The following is a 16,314-nucleotide window of genomic DNA, read 5'->3' as shown; positions in this document are numbered from 1 at the left end:
GTAGTCCAATTACATCAATATCTATGCGTAATCTATAAATATAAAAAAGCCCAACTCAGAGCTGGGCTATATAAGAGGGCTTACTATCTATTTTCTAAACGGTTGTAATCGAACAAGCCATATTCAACACCACGGTATTTTTTTGCTGTAGCGTGTAAAATATCGCTGTATTGCCAAAACTGTGGATGAGAACGTCTAATTCCAAATTTAGTTTTTAAGGCTGCGTAATCAGCTTCTACTTGCATCATAGGTAACTGTTCAGCAAAAGCCTCAACCTGTTGTTCATTATTTAAATACCAAATAGAGGCTGGGTAGTCACCTATAAAGCCGGGGACGATTGTTGCCGTGTCTTCGTCAAAAGCTCGTTGACCGTCTTCATTTAATAAGCTCGAAATATTGTAATGCGCGTTATGATGAATAATCGTGTAAGCCTTATGGCTATCGTCATCTTGCTTTACTAATACAAACGATAACTGCGGTAATAAATTTACTGCTTTTGCCGGCATAGCATTAATGGCACTTAACGATTTAGGTACTTGCTTATAATCGTAGTGCTCACTTAGCACTGGACTTAGCGCCTCTTTCATTAGTGCATACAATTCTTTTTGAGGGGTATTTGTTTTATAAGTTATTCCGCTTGGCTGACTAAATTCACGGTTATTTTTAAAAAACTCAGCAAGACTTGGTGGTGATTTACGATACCACTGGTCTTTGATTTTTTCTCGTTTGTTTTCTGGTAATAATGCTAAGAAGTTTTGTTCTCCTTCTAGGCGTAAAAAGTCCATATATAAACGCGTAACTAACTGGTGCCCAATATTGCCGTAAACATCAAAACCAGCAACCAGTAAATAATGTATACGCTCGAATAAGGCATAATCTAAAATCCAAGTTGTTTTTGGCTCTTGGCCAATAAAACCTTTCACCACAGTGGCACTGTCAAAATGACGAAAAATAGTCAGTGCTGCATTTTTATTATGACCATCTCCTTTCCACAATAAATCTGTTGTTAAATGCTCACCGCCTTTAAACATCTCATTTGCTAAATTGACCTTTGCTTTCAAATACTTTTGCTCCAGAGCTGAGTATTTAACCCAATTAGCAATAGGGAACGCATTACTTTCTTCTGCAGCTGGTAATTCAAGTGCGTCTTCATGCTGCATTATCATTTGTCCAACCGCTGGGGTGGCCACTTTATTTGGATCAGCAAAAGCAACCCAAAAGTGGTCGTTAATCACATTTAACGCTATCTGACCACGACAGACAGGCCCTTTAATAAAGCCCATAATAATCAACTCAGCTTCATCAAGCATAAACTGATATTTAGAATCAATTGGGATCACTTCAAACGTTTTAAACGGATTAGATGCAGACTCTGCCTTATAGCTAGGCATACTTTTAACCGTATACTCTGGTGCAATGAACTGTTGGTACAAGCGCGTCAACTTTTCATCATTTAGCTTAAGAGGTAAGTGAGTTTTAGATAAAACAGTGCTGCGATCATGCAAAAATCGGTAGTAAACACGGTTAACTTTAGGGTCGTCATAAGGTCGACGTGTGCTTATTAATTTTATTTTTTCGCCTGGAGGTGTGCTCGAACGGACGAGCTTAAAAAAGTTATCAGGGGTCTTTTGATCAAAATATATGTGAGCTAAAAACCAATGCTCGTATATATAGCGAGCCGATAACTGATACTTCAAATCATCTTGGTTTAAAAATGCTTCCCAACGCTTAACCTGCTCAAGTTCAAACTCTGTTGGCGGGTCAATATGCGCCATTTTACCGCCTGCTTTGAGCCACTTCTGCAAATGATTAAATTCATCACGGGATACGCCCGGTAATCCATAAGGCATACCAGCATGAGGTTGCTCACCCGCTAATTGATCAAATTCTCCCATAGTGGCACAGGTTTGAGAGCGGCTCAGCGAAAAATCAAATTCATTATTTAATATTTCATTTGCAGGCAATTCATGGCTTTGTTTCAGTACTAAACTATTAAACAAGACGCTACCAGCTAAGTTAGCTTCCTCAGTTTGTACTCGCTCATTTAAAACAGGAGTAAAGTTCTTTTCTCGCCATTGCTCTGTGGTTGTAGCATCAAATAACAATCTACTCGGCTTTGTAGCAAGTAAACGAGTTCCGTCGTAAACAAGGTCTTTGCTTATCCCTCTATCTATCCCTTCAGGGGATGATAGCTTTAACTGACAAGGTGCATCGTAACAACCATGACACACAACACACCGAGTATCGAGCACCGGCTTCACATTCTGTAAAAAATTAGCCCCTTCGCCAGTAGTATGAGATACGATACGCTGCTGGGCCTGCTCAGTGCCAAATAGCTCATTGTAATGAGCATTACCTAAGTATGCACAACCACTTAAAATAACTAATGTAACGATGCCTATGAGTTTATTCATTCGCCTTCATCACCTAAATCAAAGGTCGGCATCATATCCATTTGCGGAGATATAAATACATCTTGATTCTCAGTATTTAGTACAACACTCAATAGAGGGCCATGATTTAAAGTTATTTGCGCGTGGTGTGATTGTTCTAACATATATTTGTAAGAAGGATCGGCTATTAACAGCTCATAACTTGTTATTGTAATAGCTATGCTGCTGTCTTCTGAGGGATTTTGGCAAATTTGAGCAAGTAACTCATCATCGAGCGCTACTGATATTTCAAAATCAGGCTGCTCTACATCCCTTTCACTTAAGGACTCGTTTAATAAAAATAACGGGAGCGTTAAATTGCTATCTTGTTCAAATTCCATGGTCTACTCAACATGCATAATTTATATAACTGGCATTATAACAAAATAACAAAAAATTAAACGTTAATGCCAATAACCAAAGTAGCTTAGTGCAAGACAACTCTCTCATGTACTTATCAGCATATTGTAAACGCTTTAATCCTTCGTTTGGATCACCGAAAAAACAGCACCTTGAGGATCACAAAGAACACCAAATCGGCCAACGTCTGGTACTGTAGTAGAAGGTACACATACTTGGGCTCCCAGCTTTTTCGCCTTATTAAGGGCAGAATCACAGTCGTCAACTGCAAAGTAAATCATCCAATGAGGTGGGACATCATCAGGCCATTCGCTACTCATTTCCAGCATTCCAGCAATCGGCTTACCATCTACCATAAATAAAGTATATTCCATGTTGTCCATAGGTTTCACTTCGCTCTTCCAACCTAGTAAAGCACAGTAAAACTCATTACTTACTTTGCTATTTCGCGTCGCTAACTCATGCCAATAAGGCGTTGATAGCTCTGATAAACGTTTACATCCTTTATGATCTTTTCCTTGCCATAATGCAACGGTTGCTCCCCCCGGATCAGTAAACATCAGCATACGACCTGCATCCATAACATTGTGCGGACCCGCAATTATTTTAGCCCCAAGCTCTTTCGCTTTAATTGCACAATGATCTACATCATCTACAGCAATGTAAGTTAACCAACTGCTTGGAACACCCTCCTGAATTTGCTCTTTTGGCATTTCGTACATAGCGGCAATGTCGTCACCCTCTTTCTGGAGCATAGTGTAAAAAATACCATCGCCAATTGGCTGATCATCATGACCCCAATCAAATAGAGAGGTATAAAAAGCTTTACCTTCTTTCCAATTATGTGTGCAAAGCTCTGACCAACAAAAAATACCCTGAGGATAATTATCCATATAAAAGCCTTTGTTATTTTTATATCAAACATACTCTTGAAATATAGTACGCAAGATTATTTTTTAATTAGCTTAGATCAATAACTGCTAAGAGTCGATGAGATATATAGGGAACTTGCTGAAATCTAAATGATGCTATCTAAAACAGGGGCTGTATTTCTGAATACCATCTAGGTTATTAGCTCCGTGTATTAAGAAAATTGGGCAAAATGAGCTTACTAGGGTAATACTGTATATCTAATTAAGTTATTTATCAGATAGCCATGAAGAAATAGTTGATCAAGTATAGGGGTAGTGAATTTACTAAACCCCAGACAGCAAAAAACCCGTCACATCGCTGTAACGGGTTTCTCTTATTTGAAGCCTGGTAATGTCCTACTTTCACATAGCAAATGCTACACTATCATCGGCGCTGTTTCGTTTCACTACTGAGTTCGGCATGGGATCAGGTGGGTCCAAAACGCTATTGTCACCAAGCAAATTTGGTTGTTAATCCGTATTCCTACGCACTAACTGAATTTGGAAAATATCTGATAATATTTTTTAAGTCTTTTTTAAGTAATATCTACTTTAGTCATTAACTTCTGTCTTAACTGTCACACAAAACGCGTTTGGCGTTGTATGGTTAAGCCTCACGGGTAATTAGTACAAGTTAGCTTAATGGCTCACACCACTTCCACATCTTGCCTATCAACGTTGTAGTCTTCAACGGCCCTTCAGAGACTTTAAAAGTCTAGTGAGAACTCATCTCGAGGCCTGCTTCGCGCTTAGATGCTTTCAGCGCTTATCAGTTCCGAACGTAGCTACCGGGCAATGCCATTGGCATGACAACCCGAACACCAGCGGTTCGTTCACTCCGGTCCTCTCGTACTAGGAGCAACCCCTCTCAATTCTCAAACGCCCACGGCAGATAGGGACCGAACTGTCTCACGACGTTCTAAACCCAGCTCGCGTACCACTTTAAATGGCGAACAGCCATACCCTTGGGACCGACTTCAGCCCCAGGATGTGATGAGCCGACATCGAGGTGCCAAACACCGCCGTCGATATGAACTCTTGGGCGGTATCAGCCTGTTATCCCCGGAGTACCTTTTATCCGTTGAGCGATGGCCCTTCCATTCAGAACCACCGGATCACTATGACCTACTTTCGTACCTGCTCGACGTGTCTGTCTCGCAGTTAAGCTGGCTTCTACCATTACACTAACCGTACGATGTCCGACCGTACTTAGCCAACCTTCGTGCTCCTCCGTTACTCTTTGGGAGGAGACCGCCCCAGTCAAACTACCCACCAGGCACTGTCCGTAACCCCGATTCAGGGGCCAACGTTAGAACATCAAAACTACAAGGGTGGTATTTCAAGGACGACTCCAACAAGACTAGCGTCTCATCTTCAAAGTCTCCCACCTATCCTACACATGTAGGTTCAATGTTCAGTGCCAAGCTGTAGTAAAGGTTCACGGGGTCTTTCCGTCTAGCCGCGGGTACACAGCATCTTCACTGCGATTTCAATTTCACTGAGTCTCGGGTGGAGACAGCGTGGCCATGGTTACACCATTCGTGCAGGTCGGAACTTACCCGACAAGGAATTTCGCTACCTTAGGACCGTTATAGTTACGGCCGCCGTTTACCGGGGCTTCGATCAAGAGCTTCTCCGAAGATAACCCCATCAATTAACCTTCCGGCACCGGGCAGGTGTCACACCGTATACGTCATCTTGCGATTTTGCACAGTGCTGTGTTTTTAATAAACAGTCCCAGCCACCTGGTCACTGCGGCTCCCGTCCGCTTAGAGAGCAAGTCTCATCACAGATAGGAGCGTACCTTCTCCCGAAGTTACGGTACGATTTTGCCTAGTTCCTTCACCCGAGTTCTCTCAAGCGCCTTAGTATTCTCTACCTGACCACCTGTGTCGGTTTGGGGTACGATTCGGTATAATCTGAAGCTTAGAGGCTTTTCCTGGAAGTATGGCATCAGCAACTTCACTACCGTAGTAGCTCGTCTCGTGTCTCAGGTTTAATGTTCGTCCGGATTTACCTAAACAAACGCCCTACTCACTTTCACATGGACAACCATCGCCATGCTTGCTTAGCCTTCTCCGTCCCCCCATCGCAATTATACCAAGTACGGAAATATTAATCCGTTTCCCATCGACTACGCCTTTCGGCCTCGCCTTAGGGGTCGACTTACCCTACCCTGATTAACATGGGATAGGAACCCTTGGTCTTCCGGCGTGCGGGTTTTTCACCCGCATTATCGTTACTCATGTCAGCATTCGCACTTCTGATACGTCCAGCATACCTCCCGGTACACCTTCAACCGCTTACAGAACGCTCCCCTACCACTCATACAAAGTATGAATCCGCAGCTTCGGTGCATAGTTTAGCCCCGTTACATCTTCCGCGCAGACCGACTCGACCAGTGAGCTATTACGCTTTCTTTAAAGGATGGCTGCTTCTAAGCCAACCTCCTGGCTGTCTGGGCCTTTCCACATCGTTTCCCACTTAACTATGACTTTGGGACCTTAGCTGGCGGTCTGGGTTGTTTCCCTCTTCACGACGGACGTTAGCACCCGCCGTGTGTCTCCCGGATATTACTTTACGGTATTCGGAGTTTGCAAAGGGTTGGTAAGTCGGGATGACCCCCTAGCCTTAACAGTGCTCTACCCCCGTAAGTATTCGTCCGAGGCTCTACCTAAATAGATTTCGGGGAGAACCAGCTATCTCCCGGTTTGATTAGCCTTTCACTCCTAGCCACAGGTCATCCCCTAACTTTTCAACGTTAGTGGGTTCGGTCCTCCAGTTGATGTTACTCAACCTTCAACCTGCCCATGGCTAGATCACCGGGTTTCGGGTCTATACCTTGCAACTATTCGCCCAGTTAAGACTCGGTTTCCCTACGGCTACCCTAATCGGTTAACCTCGCTACAAAATATAAGTCGCTGACCCATTATACAAAAGGTACGCAGTCACAGAACAAGTCTGCTCCTACTGCTTGTACGTACACGGTTTCAGGTTCTATTTCACTCCCCTCACAGGGGTTCTTTTCGCCTTTCCCTCACGGTACTGGTTCACTATCGGTCAGTTGGGAGTATTTAGCCTTAGATGATGGTCCACCTATATTCAGTCAAAGTTTCACGTGCTCCGACCTACTCGATTTCACTTAAAATGTCTTTTCATGTACGGGACTATCACCCTGTATCGTGGCACTTTCCAGAGCCTTCCATTAACACATAATAAGCTTAAGGGCTGTTCCGATTTCGCTCGCCGCTACTTTCGGAATCTCGGTTGATTTCTTTTCCTACGGGTACTTAGATGTTTCAGTTCTCCGCGTTCGCCTCGTTAACCTATGTATTCAGTTAACGATACCTGCAAGCAGGTGGGTTTCCCCATTCGGAAATCCTAGTCTCAAGTGCTTTTTACTAGCTTGACTAGGCTTATCGCAAGTTAATACGTCCTTCATCGCCTCCAACTGCCAAGGCATCCACCGTGTACGCTTAGTCACTTAACCATACAACCCAAACGGGTCTTTGTTTTGTGACAGTTTAACTTCGCCAGAAGTTAATATTGAATACTAAAGTAGATACCAATCAATCGACTCATAAGAGTGATTAAATGGCACTGAATGATACTGCTATCATTCTTTTTTACTTTTGAAAACTCTGTACAAATAACAATGTTATTCATACGAATTTTATTATCAGCTTTTCCAAATTTTTAAAGAGCATATTAATTAACTAAGCCAGTGGCTTAACTAACTAACAATCATCTGTGTGGACACTACGAACAAATAAGTTCTAAATCGTATAAGGAGGTGATCCAGCCCCAGGTTCCCCTAGGGCTACCTTGTTACGACTTCACCCCAGTCATGAATCACTCCGTGGTAAACGTCCTCCCGAGGGTTAGACTATCTACTTCTGGAGCAACCCACTCCCATGGTGTGACGGGCGGTGTGTACAAGGCCCGGGAACGTATTCACCGCGTCATTCTGATACGCGATTACTAGCGATTCCGACTTCATGGAGTCGAGTTGCAGACTCCAATCCGGACTACGACGCACTTTAAGTGATTCGCTTACCTTCGCAGGTTCGCAGCACTCTGTATGCGCCATTGTAGCACGTGTGTAGCCCTACACGTAAGGGCCATGATGACTTGACGTCGTCCCCACCTTCCTCCGGTTTATCACCGGCAGTCTCCTTAGAGTTCTCAGCATTACCTGCTAGCAACTAAGGATAGGGGTTGCGCTCGTTGCGGGACTTAACCCAACATCTCACAACACGAGCTGACGACAGCCATGCAGCACCTGTATCAGAGTTCCCGAAGGCACCAATCTATCTCTAGAAAGTTCTCTGTATGTCAAGTGTAGGTAAGGTTCTTCGCGTTGCATCGAATTAAACCACATGCTCCACCGCTTGTGCGGGCCCCCGTCAATTCATTTGAGTTTTAACCTTGCGGCCGTACTCCCCAGGCGGTCTACTTAATGCGTTAGCTTTGAAAAACAGAACCGAGGTTCCGAGCTTCTAGTAGACATCGTTTACGGCGTGGACTACCGGGGTATCTAATCCCGTTTGCTCCCCACGCTTTCGTACATGAGCGTCAGTGTTGACCCAGGTGGCTGCCTTCGCCATCGGTATTCCTTCAGATCTCTACGCATTTCACCGCTACACCTGAAATTCTACCACCCTCTATCACACTCTAGTTTGCCAGTTCGAAATGCAGTTCCCAGGTTGAGCCCGGGGCTTTCACATCTCGCTTAACAAACCGCCTGCGTACGCTTTACGCCCAGTAATTCCGATTAACGCTCGCACCCTCCGTATTACCGCGGCTGCTGGCACGGAGTTAGCCGGTGCTTCTTCTGTCAGTAACGTCACAGATGTGAGGTATTAACTCACACCCTTTCCTCCTGACTGAAAGTGCTTTACAACCCGAAGGCCTTCTTCACACACGCGGCATGGCTGCATCAGGCTTTCGCCCATTGTGCAATATTCCCCACTGCTGCCTCCCGTAGGAGTCTGGACCGTGTCTCAGTTCCAGTGTGGCTGATCATCCTCTCAAACCAGCTAGGGATCGTTGCCTTGGTGAGCCATTACCTCACCAACTAGCTAATCCCACTTGGGCCAATCTAAAGGCGAGAGCCGAAGCCCCCTTTGGTCCGTAGACATTATGCGGTATTAGCAGTCGTTTCCAACTGTTGTCCCCCACCTCAAGGCATGTTCCCAAGCATTACTCACCCGTCCGCCGCTCGTCAGCAAAGTAGCAAGCTACTTTCTGTTACCGCTCGACTTGCATGTGTTAGGCCTGCCGCCAGCGTTCAATCTGAGCCATGATCAAACTCTTCAATTAAAAAGTTTTGTGTCTTTCGACAGCTCAATGAATTCTGAATTTATTTAATATCTTTCGATATTGAATTGACTGTGCTGCAATTCCTACCTAAGTAGTTATTGCTGTTGGTCACTCAGTTTCAATTGAGACTCTAATTTATTTGCCTCACTACCTAAGTAGCTTGGCTGTTAGAACTCAATCTGTACGAGTGCCCACACAGATGATTGCTTTATATTGTTAAAGAACGTTTGAGTTGCCTTAGCGACTCAAGGGAAGCGAATCTTACGCTTTCCTGTGTTTTTGTCAACACTTAATTTTAAATTTTATAAAAATCTAAACTCAAGTTTTACTCGACTCACTAAGTGGTTTGCTTGCCTCGCTAAGCGTTGCCTGCTCTGCCGTCTCAGTGGGGTCGCATTATAGGGAGATCCGAAAACAGATCAACCCTTTTTTTGAAGAAAACTTGAAAAAACATGCTTTTCGATGAGTTTCTAAACTAAACACACTAAAAAAACAACATTCCTTTCATTTTATTAACATGTATCGTCAATTTTGCTTTGAAACGGTAGGCTAAGATCCAACGATCTTCATATACAAACTCACTCCCCACAAGATCACAAGGATCATTAGTGAAAGCGTGACGGCTGCAGAGCCCATATCTTTTGCTCTGCCTGACAAGACATGAAGTTCTGTGCTTACACGATCAGTGAGTGCTTCAATTGCTGAGTTTAATAATTCAACAATTAATACCACTAGCAGTGAGCACATAAGAATTGCCCAATGAAGTAATGAAGATGCCAGCAGAAATGAAAAAGGAAAAAGGATTATGCAGATCAGTAACTCTTGCCTGAATGCAGCTTCTTCTTTAAACGCTGCTTTAAATCCTAGATAGGAGCAGTATGTGGCTTTAAATACACGCTTGAACCCTAATCCATTTGGTTTGAATACATCTTTCATTAAATAAGCTCTTTTAAAGGTCAAAAGAAAGCCCCGCAATGCGAGGCTTTATATTTTAGGCTACGCCGTATTTATCACGATACGCTTTTACTGATACTAAATGTTCACCCATTGTCCCTTGGTTTTCAAGGTAACTAATCAAATCAGCAAGTTTAACAATAGAGATTACCTGTGTATTAAAGTCGCGCTCAACCTCTTGAATAGCAGAGAGCTCAGCTTTACCTTTTTCCTGACGATCTAGTGCTATTAATACACCACTTAAGTCTGCGCTATTATCTGCGATGATTTCCATTGATTCGCGAATTGCGGTACCCGCAGTGATCACATCATCCACCAGCATAATTTTACCATTTAATGGTGAGCCTACTAATGTACCGCCTTCACCATGCGCTTTTTTCTCTTTGCGGTTAAAGCAATAAGGTACATCTTTATTGTAATGATCTGCTAATGCTACAGCTGTGGTGGTAGCGATTGGAATACCTTTATAAGCTGGTCCAAATAAAACATCATATTGTATAGCCGCATCTTCTAGAGCTGCAGCATAAAAACGGCCTAACCGTGCTAAATCACGTCCAGTGTTAAATAAGCCTGCATTAAAGAAGTATGGACTAGTACGGCCTGATTTAAGGGTAAACTCACCAAACTTCAGAACCTGCTTTTCTAGCGCAAATTCAATAAATTCTTTTTGGTAATCTTTCATTTTTTTGCTACCTACCTACTTATTTATGCTAATGCTTGCTTTTGAACGTCAATGATCTCTCTAATAGAGTGTTTTGCTAATGTAAGTAACTCATCAAGCTCATCAAACGAAAACGGTTCGCCCTCTGCCGTGCCTTGAACTTCAATAATTTTACCTGTTTCAGTTAAAATTACATTCATATCAGTTTCTGCCGCTGAGTCTTCAATATATTCTAAATCACTTATAGCTTGGCCCTTATATATGCCAACTGAAATTGCAGCAATCATATGCTTAAGCGGGTTTGAATTAATCATACCCTTGGCACGCATGTGGGTTAGTGCATCGACAAGTGCAACACAAGCACCGCTTATTGATGCTGTGCGTGTTCCACCATCGGCCTGAATGACATCACAATCAATAGTAATCGTGTTTTCGCCAAGTGCTTTTAAATCAACTGCCGCGCGAAGTGCACGTGCAATCAAACGTTGAATTTCCATTGTTCGGCCACCTTGCTTACCACGAGACGCTTCTCGAGCATTGCGCGTGTGTGTTGACCTTGGAAGCATGCCGTACTCAGCATTTATCCACCCCTTACCTTGGCCTTTCATGAAACGCGGAACGCCCGATTCAACCGTAGCTGTACAAAGTACTTTGGTATTACCAAATTCAACAAGTACAGACCCTTCTGCGTGCAAAGTATAATTACGTGTAAATGATACGGGTCTAATTTGATTTGGTGTTCTTTGGCTTGGACGCATTGACGATCCCCTTAATTCATAATTTGCCACATTATAAGTGTATGTGAGTACAGATACCATGCTGATTTAACAAATACCTGGTTGCAAAACATTCAGCTACTTAAATTTTCCCTAGAGGTTGGAGAGTGTTTCGGTATAATAATAATTAATTATGTATTATAAAACTTAGGAAACCATCCATGATCCACAGTATGACAGCTTATGCGCGTCGCGAGATAAAAGGCGATTGGGGCACTGGCACTTGGGAAGTTCGATCAGTTAACCAACGTTACCTTGAAACCTTTATTCGCGCACCAGAGCAATTTCGTGGGATGGAGCCTGTTATTCGTGAACGCTTACGTAAACATCTACAGCGCGGTAAAGTAGAAGTATTTTTAAAGTTTGTTGCAAACCCAGCTCATATTGGTGAGTTATCAATCAATCAAGTATTGGCTGAACAACTTATAAATAGTGCTAAATGGGTTCAACAGCAAAGTAATGGTGACATAAACCCTGTTGATATTTTACGCTGGCCTGGTGTAATGGAAGCCGAAGAACTGGATATGGACAGCGTAAACACAGCGCTAATTGCAGGGCTTGATGAAGTAATAGAAGACTTTAAATCAGCACGAGGTGATGAAGGCGCAAATTTAGAAGAGATGATAGCAACTCGCCTTGATGCAATTATAGAGCAAGTAAACACTGTAGAAACTCACATGCCAGAAATTACTAAATGGCAACGTGAGAAACTTGAACAAAAATTGGAAGATTTAACGACAAATATTGACGAGTCTCGTCTTGAGCAAGAACTAATTTATCTGGCACAAAAACAAGATGTAGCCGAAGAACTTGACCGCTTAAAGTCTCATGTTAAAGAAACTAAAAAAATTCTTAAAAAAGGCGGCGCATGTGGCCGTCGCCTAGATTTTATGATGCAAGAGTTTAACCGAGAAGCAAATACCCTCGCTTCTAAGTCTATTAATAGCGATATTACTAATGCGGCGGTCGAGCTTAAAGTTTTAATTGAACAAATGCGTGAGCAGATCCAGAATATTGAATAGCGTAAAGTACGCCTGTGACTCACTTGAGCACAAATAGCTAAATAAAGTACAATGTAATAATTAAAGGCTTGGGTTATTTATAACTCAAGCCTGTTTATTTTTTGATAGAGAAAAACATGGCTCAAACTCGCGGAAACTTATTTATTTTATCAGCGCCATCAGGTGCAGGTAAGTCTAGCTTAATTAATGCCTTACTTAAGAAACATGCAGATATGAAAGTATCGGTATCGCACACCACTCGCTCACCTCGCCCAGGTGAAGAAAATGGCGTTCACTATCACTTTGTAACTACTGATGAGTTTAAGGCATTAATTACCAAAGATGATTTTTTTGAGTGGGCACAAGTTTTTGATAACTATTACGGTACATCAAAACAAGCTATTGAGTCGCAACTTGACGCAGGCATAGATGTATTTTTAGACATAGACTGGCAAGGTGCGCAGCAAGTTCGTAAAATTATGCCAAGCGTACAGACTATTTTTATTCTACCGCCTTCTAAAGCAGAACTTGAACAACGCTTAAATAACCGCGGCCAAGACTCTGCAGATGTTATTGCGTCACGTATGGCCAAAGCACAATCTGAAACATCTCATTTCAACGAGTACGATTTTGTTATTGTAAACGATGATTTTGATACTGCCCTTGGTGATATCGAAACGATTGTTATGGCGCAGCGTTTAACATTAAGCGCTCAAGAAATTCGTAATAAAAAATTACTAAATGACCTTTTAAAGTAAATTAAGGGCATTTAATTAGGTCATACTCAGTAAAACTGATAAAAATTGACCACTACCTATTGGCGAAAGTCCCTGCGTACAGTAAACTACGCCTTTGCTTTTAAATTATTTTTGGAGTGCTGAGATGGCTCGCGTAACAGTTGAAGATGCAGTAGATGCAGTTGGTAATCGTTTTGACTTAATTTTAGTTGCGGCTCGTCGTGCCCGCCAAATTGCTGTTGGTGGTAAAACTCCACTAGTAGACCCTGAAAACGATAAACCAACCGTTGTTGCTTTACGTGAAATTGAATTAAACCTTGTTGATAGCTCATCAATGGATTTAATTGACCGTGAAGAACAACAACATCAAGAAGCAGCAGAACTTGCTGCTGTTGCTGCTATTGTTGGTGGCAACCAATAATCGACCTCCCGGTCTGATTTAGCCAACGGCGCAGTATTTCTACTATAGCCGTTGGCAATCCTTTCTTTTCATCGTATATTCTTAACTTACCGTTACCTAATTTGCTTCACTAGAACATTGGAGTGTGAATGTATCTTTTTGAAGGTCTAAAAAAGAAAATTTCTGAATACTTACCTGCTGCTGAAGTTGAGCTGGTACAAAAATCTTACGTGGTAGCACGAGAGGCCCATGAAGGTCAAACTCGCTCAAGCGGCGAGCCTTACATTACTCACCCCGTTGAAGTAACTCAAATCCTCGCAGGTATGCACCTTGATCATGAAACGCTCATGGCCGCATTAATGCACGATGTAATTGAAGATACCGACTTTAGCCAACAAGACTTAGCTGAGATTTTTGGCGAAACCGTCGCAGAACTTGTTGAAGGTGTAAGTAAGCTTGATAAGCTAAGCTTTAAAGATAAAAAAGAGTTTCAGGCTGAAAACTACCGAAAAATGATCATGGCAATGACACAAGACATTCGGGTTATTTTAATCAAACTTGCCGATAGAACACACAATATGCGCACCCTTGGCGCACTTCGCCCAGATAAACGCCGCCGCATAGCGCGTGAAACACTTGAAATATACGCACCCATTGCAAACCGTTTGGGTATTCACGATATAAAAAATGAACTGGAAGACTTAGGTTTTCAAGCATTATACCCTATGCGCCATCGTGCACTTAAGTCGGAAGTGGCTAAAGCCCGTGGTAACCGCAAAGAAGTTATCTCCAATATTCAAACTGAAGTAGAAGCTCGCTTAGAAGAATCGGGCATTGCTGCTACTGTATCTGGACGCGAAAAACACCTTTATAGCATTTATAAAAAAATGCTAAATAAGGAGTTGCTGTTTAATGAGGTAATGGATATTTATGCGTTTAGAATTGCCGTCGATTCAATGGATACCTGCTACCGTGTATTAGGCGTTGCGCATAATTTATATAAACCTATTGAAACTCGCTTTAAAGATTACATTGCGGTACCTAAAACAAATGGTTACCAGTCGTTGCATACTTCGCTTGTTGGCCCGCATGGTATTCCTGTAGAAATACAAATTCGTACTCATGATATGGATCATATGGCCGACAAAGGCGTTGCAGCACATTGGATGTATAAAAAAGCAGGCGATGGTGCAGGAAATACGTCTCAGCAACGTGCTCGTCAATGGATGCAAAGCTTACTTGAACTTCAACAAAGTGCAGGGTCGTCATTTGAATTTATTGAAAACGTTAAAACAGAATTATTCCCTGAGGAAATTTACGTATTCACCCCTGATGGCCGAATAGTTGAACTACCAATGGGCGCTACTGCGGTCGATTTTGCGTATGCAGTTCATACCGACGTAGGCAATACCTGTGTAGGCGCGCGTGTTAACCGCAAACCTTACCCGTTAAGTAAACCACTAGACACAGGCCAAACAATTGAAGTGATCACCAGTTCAGGCGCTCACCCTAATGCTACTTGGCTTAACTTTATTGTGACGGGTAAAGCGCGCTTAGGTATTCGTAATTACCTTAAGAGTCAGCATCATGAAGAAGCTATGTTGCTTGGTAGACGCTTACTCGACTCTGCACTAGGCGAAAACAAGCTAGATAGTATTCCTGATGAAAATATTGCACGCGTTCTTGAGGAGCATGAACTTTCGACCTTACTTGAGCTGCTTGTAGAAATTGGCGCTGGTAATTTAATGAGCGTACTCATAGCCAAGCGTTTATTGCAAAATGATTCTGACGACTTGACCGACATAACGAAACAAGCCAAAGCGACCATTATTGGAACAGAAGGCATGTTAGTCAATTACTCTAAATGTTGCCGCCCTGTCCCAGGTGATGCAATTACTGCACACATAAGCCAAGGTAAAGGATTAACAGTTCATCGCCAAGAATGTAAAAATATTCGTGGCTGGGAAAGTGAACGATCTAAATACTTGGTCGTAAAATGGGATGATAACCCTGAAAAAGAATACATAGCAGCCCTTAGGGTAGAGATTATTAATCATCAAGGTGCGTTAGCTAAGTTAACCAACGTAGTTGCCACAACCCACGCTAATATTGTTGAAATAGCGACTGACGAAAAAGAAAGTAATTTATATGTGATAGACCTTGGAGTCACGGTTAAAAACCGTGTCCATGTTGCCAATATTATGCGAAAAATTCGCGTAATGCCCGATGTGCAAAAAGTCTATCGAAAAAAATAACATAGGAAAAACATGAACAAAGCATTTATATCCACCGAAAAAGCACCTGCAGCAATAGGTACTTATAGCCAAGCAGTTAAAGTTGGCACTGCAGTATACTTGTCTGGTCAAATTCCATTAGTACCTGAGACTATGGAAGTTATATCAGAAGACTTTAGTGAGCAAACACATCAAGTATTTAAAAATATCACAGCAGTGTGTGAAGAAGCCGGTGGTAAAATTCAAGACTTAGTTAAAGTAAATATTTATTTAACTGATTTATCTAACTTTGCTGTCGTTAACGAAGTGATGAGCCAGTACTTTAAGCAGCCATACCCTGCACGTGCAGCAGTTGGTGTACGTGCTTTACCAAAAGGTGTACAAGTTGAGATTGACGGAATAATGGAACTGCCTTCAACTAACTAATATTTTCCTGAGCTATAGACCCACTCTATAGCTCACACCTGTCCTCTTTTTATACTATATTGTTATTCTTACTATCTTGACTCCGTCTTCAATTTCTATC

General features: G+C 42.4%; 11 protein-coding genes and 3 rRNA genes. 5 read left to right on the top strand and 9 right to left on the bottom strand.

Going from position 1 to position 16,314, the window contains the following annotated elements; genetic code table 11:
- Positions 1 to 83: 83 nt before the first annotated feature.
- The 9 genes from PS1M3_RS01440 to rph all read right to left on the bottom strand — a co-directional run bounded on the left by PS1M3_RS01440 (position 84) and on the right by rph (position 11,398).
- Positions 84 to 2,414: a fatty acid cis/trans isomerase gene (locus PS1M3_RS01440; protein WP_203985841.1), complete on the bottom strand. Its 2,331-nt coding sequence runs from the start codon at positions 2,412 to 2,414 to the stop codon at positions 84 to 86.
- Complete coding sequence (locus PS1M3_RS01435) at positions 2,411 to 2,773, bottom strand: hypothetical protein (RefSeq protein WP_203985838.1); 363 nt, start codon at positions 2,771 to 2,773, stop codon at positions 2,411 to 2,413. The genes PS1M3_RS01440 and PS1M3_RS01435 overlap by 4 nt, the downstream gene beginning before the upstream one ends.
- Before the next feature lie 135 nt (positions 2,774 to 2,908).
- Positions 2,909 to 3,685 (bottom strand): VOC family protein, encoded by a 777-nt coding sequence (locus PS1M3_RS01430; protein WP_203985835.1) that lies wholly within the window; start codon positions 3,683 to 3,685, stop codon positions 2,909 to 2,911.
- 362 nt (positions 3,686 to 4,047) lie between these two features.
- Positions 4,048 to 4,162: ribosomal RNA gene (rrf, locus tag PS1M3_RS01425) — 5S ribosomal RNA — on the bottom strand.
- A gap of 144 nt (positions 4,163 to 4,306) precedes the next feature.
- Positions 4,307 to 7,193, bottom strand: a 23S ribosomal RNA gene (locus PS1M3_RS01420).
- A 296-nt stretch (positions 7,194 to 7,489) separates the two neighbouring features.
- Positions 7,490 to 9,025: ribosomal RNA gene (locus tag PS1M3_RS01415) — 16S ribosomal RNA — on the bottom strand.
- Together the 16S, 23S and 5S rRNA genes form the textbook arrangement of a ribosomal RNA operon.
- Positions 9,026 to 9,574: 549 nt before the next feature.
- Positions 9,575 to 9,961: a diacylglycerol kinase gene (locus PS1M3_RS01410; protein WP_006794747.1), complete on the bottom strand. Its 387-nt coding sequence runs from the start codon at positions 9,959 to 9,961 to the stop codon at positions 9,575 to 9,577.
- 55 nt (positions 9,962 to 10,016) lie between these two features.
- A complete protein-coding gene (pyrE, locus tag PS1M3_RS01405; RefSeq protein WP_203985832.1) occupies positions 10,017 to 10,661 on the bottom strand; it encodes an orotate phosphoribosyltransferase in 645 nt (214 codons plus the stop codon).
- Positions 10,662 to 10,684: 23 nt separating this feature from the next.
- Positions 10,685 to 11,398, bottom strand: a complete 714-nt coding sequence (gene rph / locus PS1M3_RS01400) for a ribonuclease PH (RefSeq protein WP_006794745.1) — start codon at positions 11,396 to 11,398, stop codon at positions 10,685 to 10,687.
- Between the two features lie 179 nt (positions 11,399 to 11,577).
- Here rph and PS1M3_RS01395 point away from each other — a divergent pair, with 179 nt between their 5' ends.
- The 5 genes from PS1M3_RS01395 (at position 11,578) to PS1M3_RS01375 (ending at position 16,214) form a co-directional block, all read left to right on the top strand.
- Complete coding sequence (locus tag PS1M3_RS01395; protein ID WP_203985829.1) at positions 11,578 to 12,438, top strand: YicC/YloC family endoribonuclease; 861 nt, start codon at positions 11,578 to 11,580, stop codon at positions 12,436 to 12,438.
- 116 nt (positions 12,439 to 12,554) lie between these two features.
- Positions 12,555 to 13,175, top strand: coding sequence for a guanylate kinase (gmk, locus tag PS1M3_RS01390; RefSeq protein WP_203985825.1), 621 nt, complete (start codon positions 12,555 to 12,557; stop codon positions 13,173 to 13,175).
- 124 nt (positions 13,176 to 13,299) lie between these two features.
- Positions 13,300 to 13,575: a DNA-directed RNA polymerase subunit omega gene (gene rpoZ / locus PS1M3_RS01385; protein ID WP_006794742.1), complete on the top strand. Its 276-nt coding sequence runs from the start codon at positions 13,300 to 13,302 to the stop codon at positions 13,573 to 13,575.
- 128 nt (positions 13,576 to 13,703) lie between these two features.
- Positions 13,704 to 15,809: a bifunctional GTP diphosphokinase/guanosine-3',5'-bis pyrophosphate 3'-pyrophosphohydrolase gene (spoT, locus tag PS1M3_RS01380; protein WP_008130682.1), complete on the top strand. Its 2,106-nt coding sequence runs from the start codon at positions 13,704 to 13,706 to the stop codon at positions 15,807 to 15,809.
- A 12-nt stretch (positions 15,810 to 15,821) separates the two neighbouring features.
- Entirely contained in the window at positions 15,822 to 16,214 is a 393-nt protein-coding gene (locus PS1M3_RS01375; RefSeq protein WP_006794740.1) for a RidA family protein, read from the top strand.
- Positions 16,215 to 16,314 lie beyond the last annotated feature (100 nt).

Origin of the sequence: Pseudoalteromonas sp. PS1M3 (assembly GCF_016865405.1) — a bacterium.
Lineage (GTDB): Bacteria > Pseudomonadota > Gammaproteobacteria > Enterobacterales > Alteromonadaceae > Pseudoalteromonas > Pseudoalteromonas marina.
This window is presented reverse-complemented; position numbering and strand designations above follow the sequence as displayed.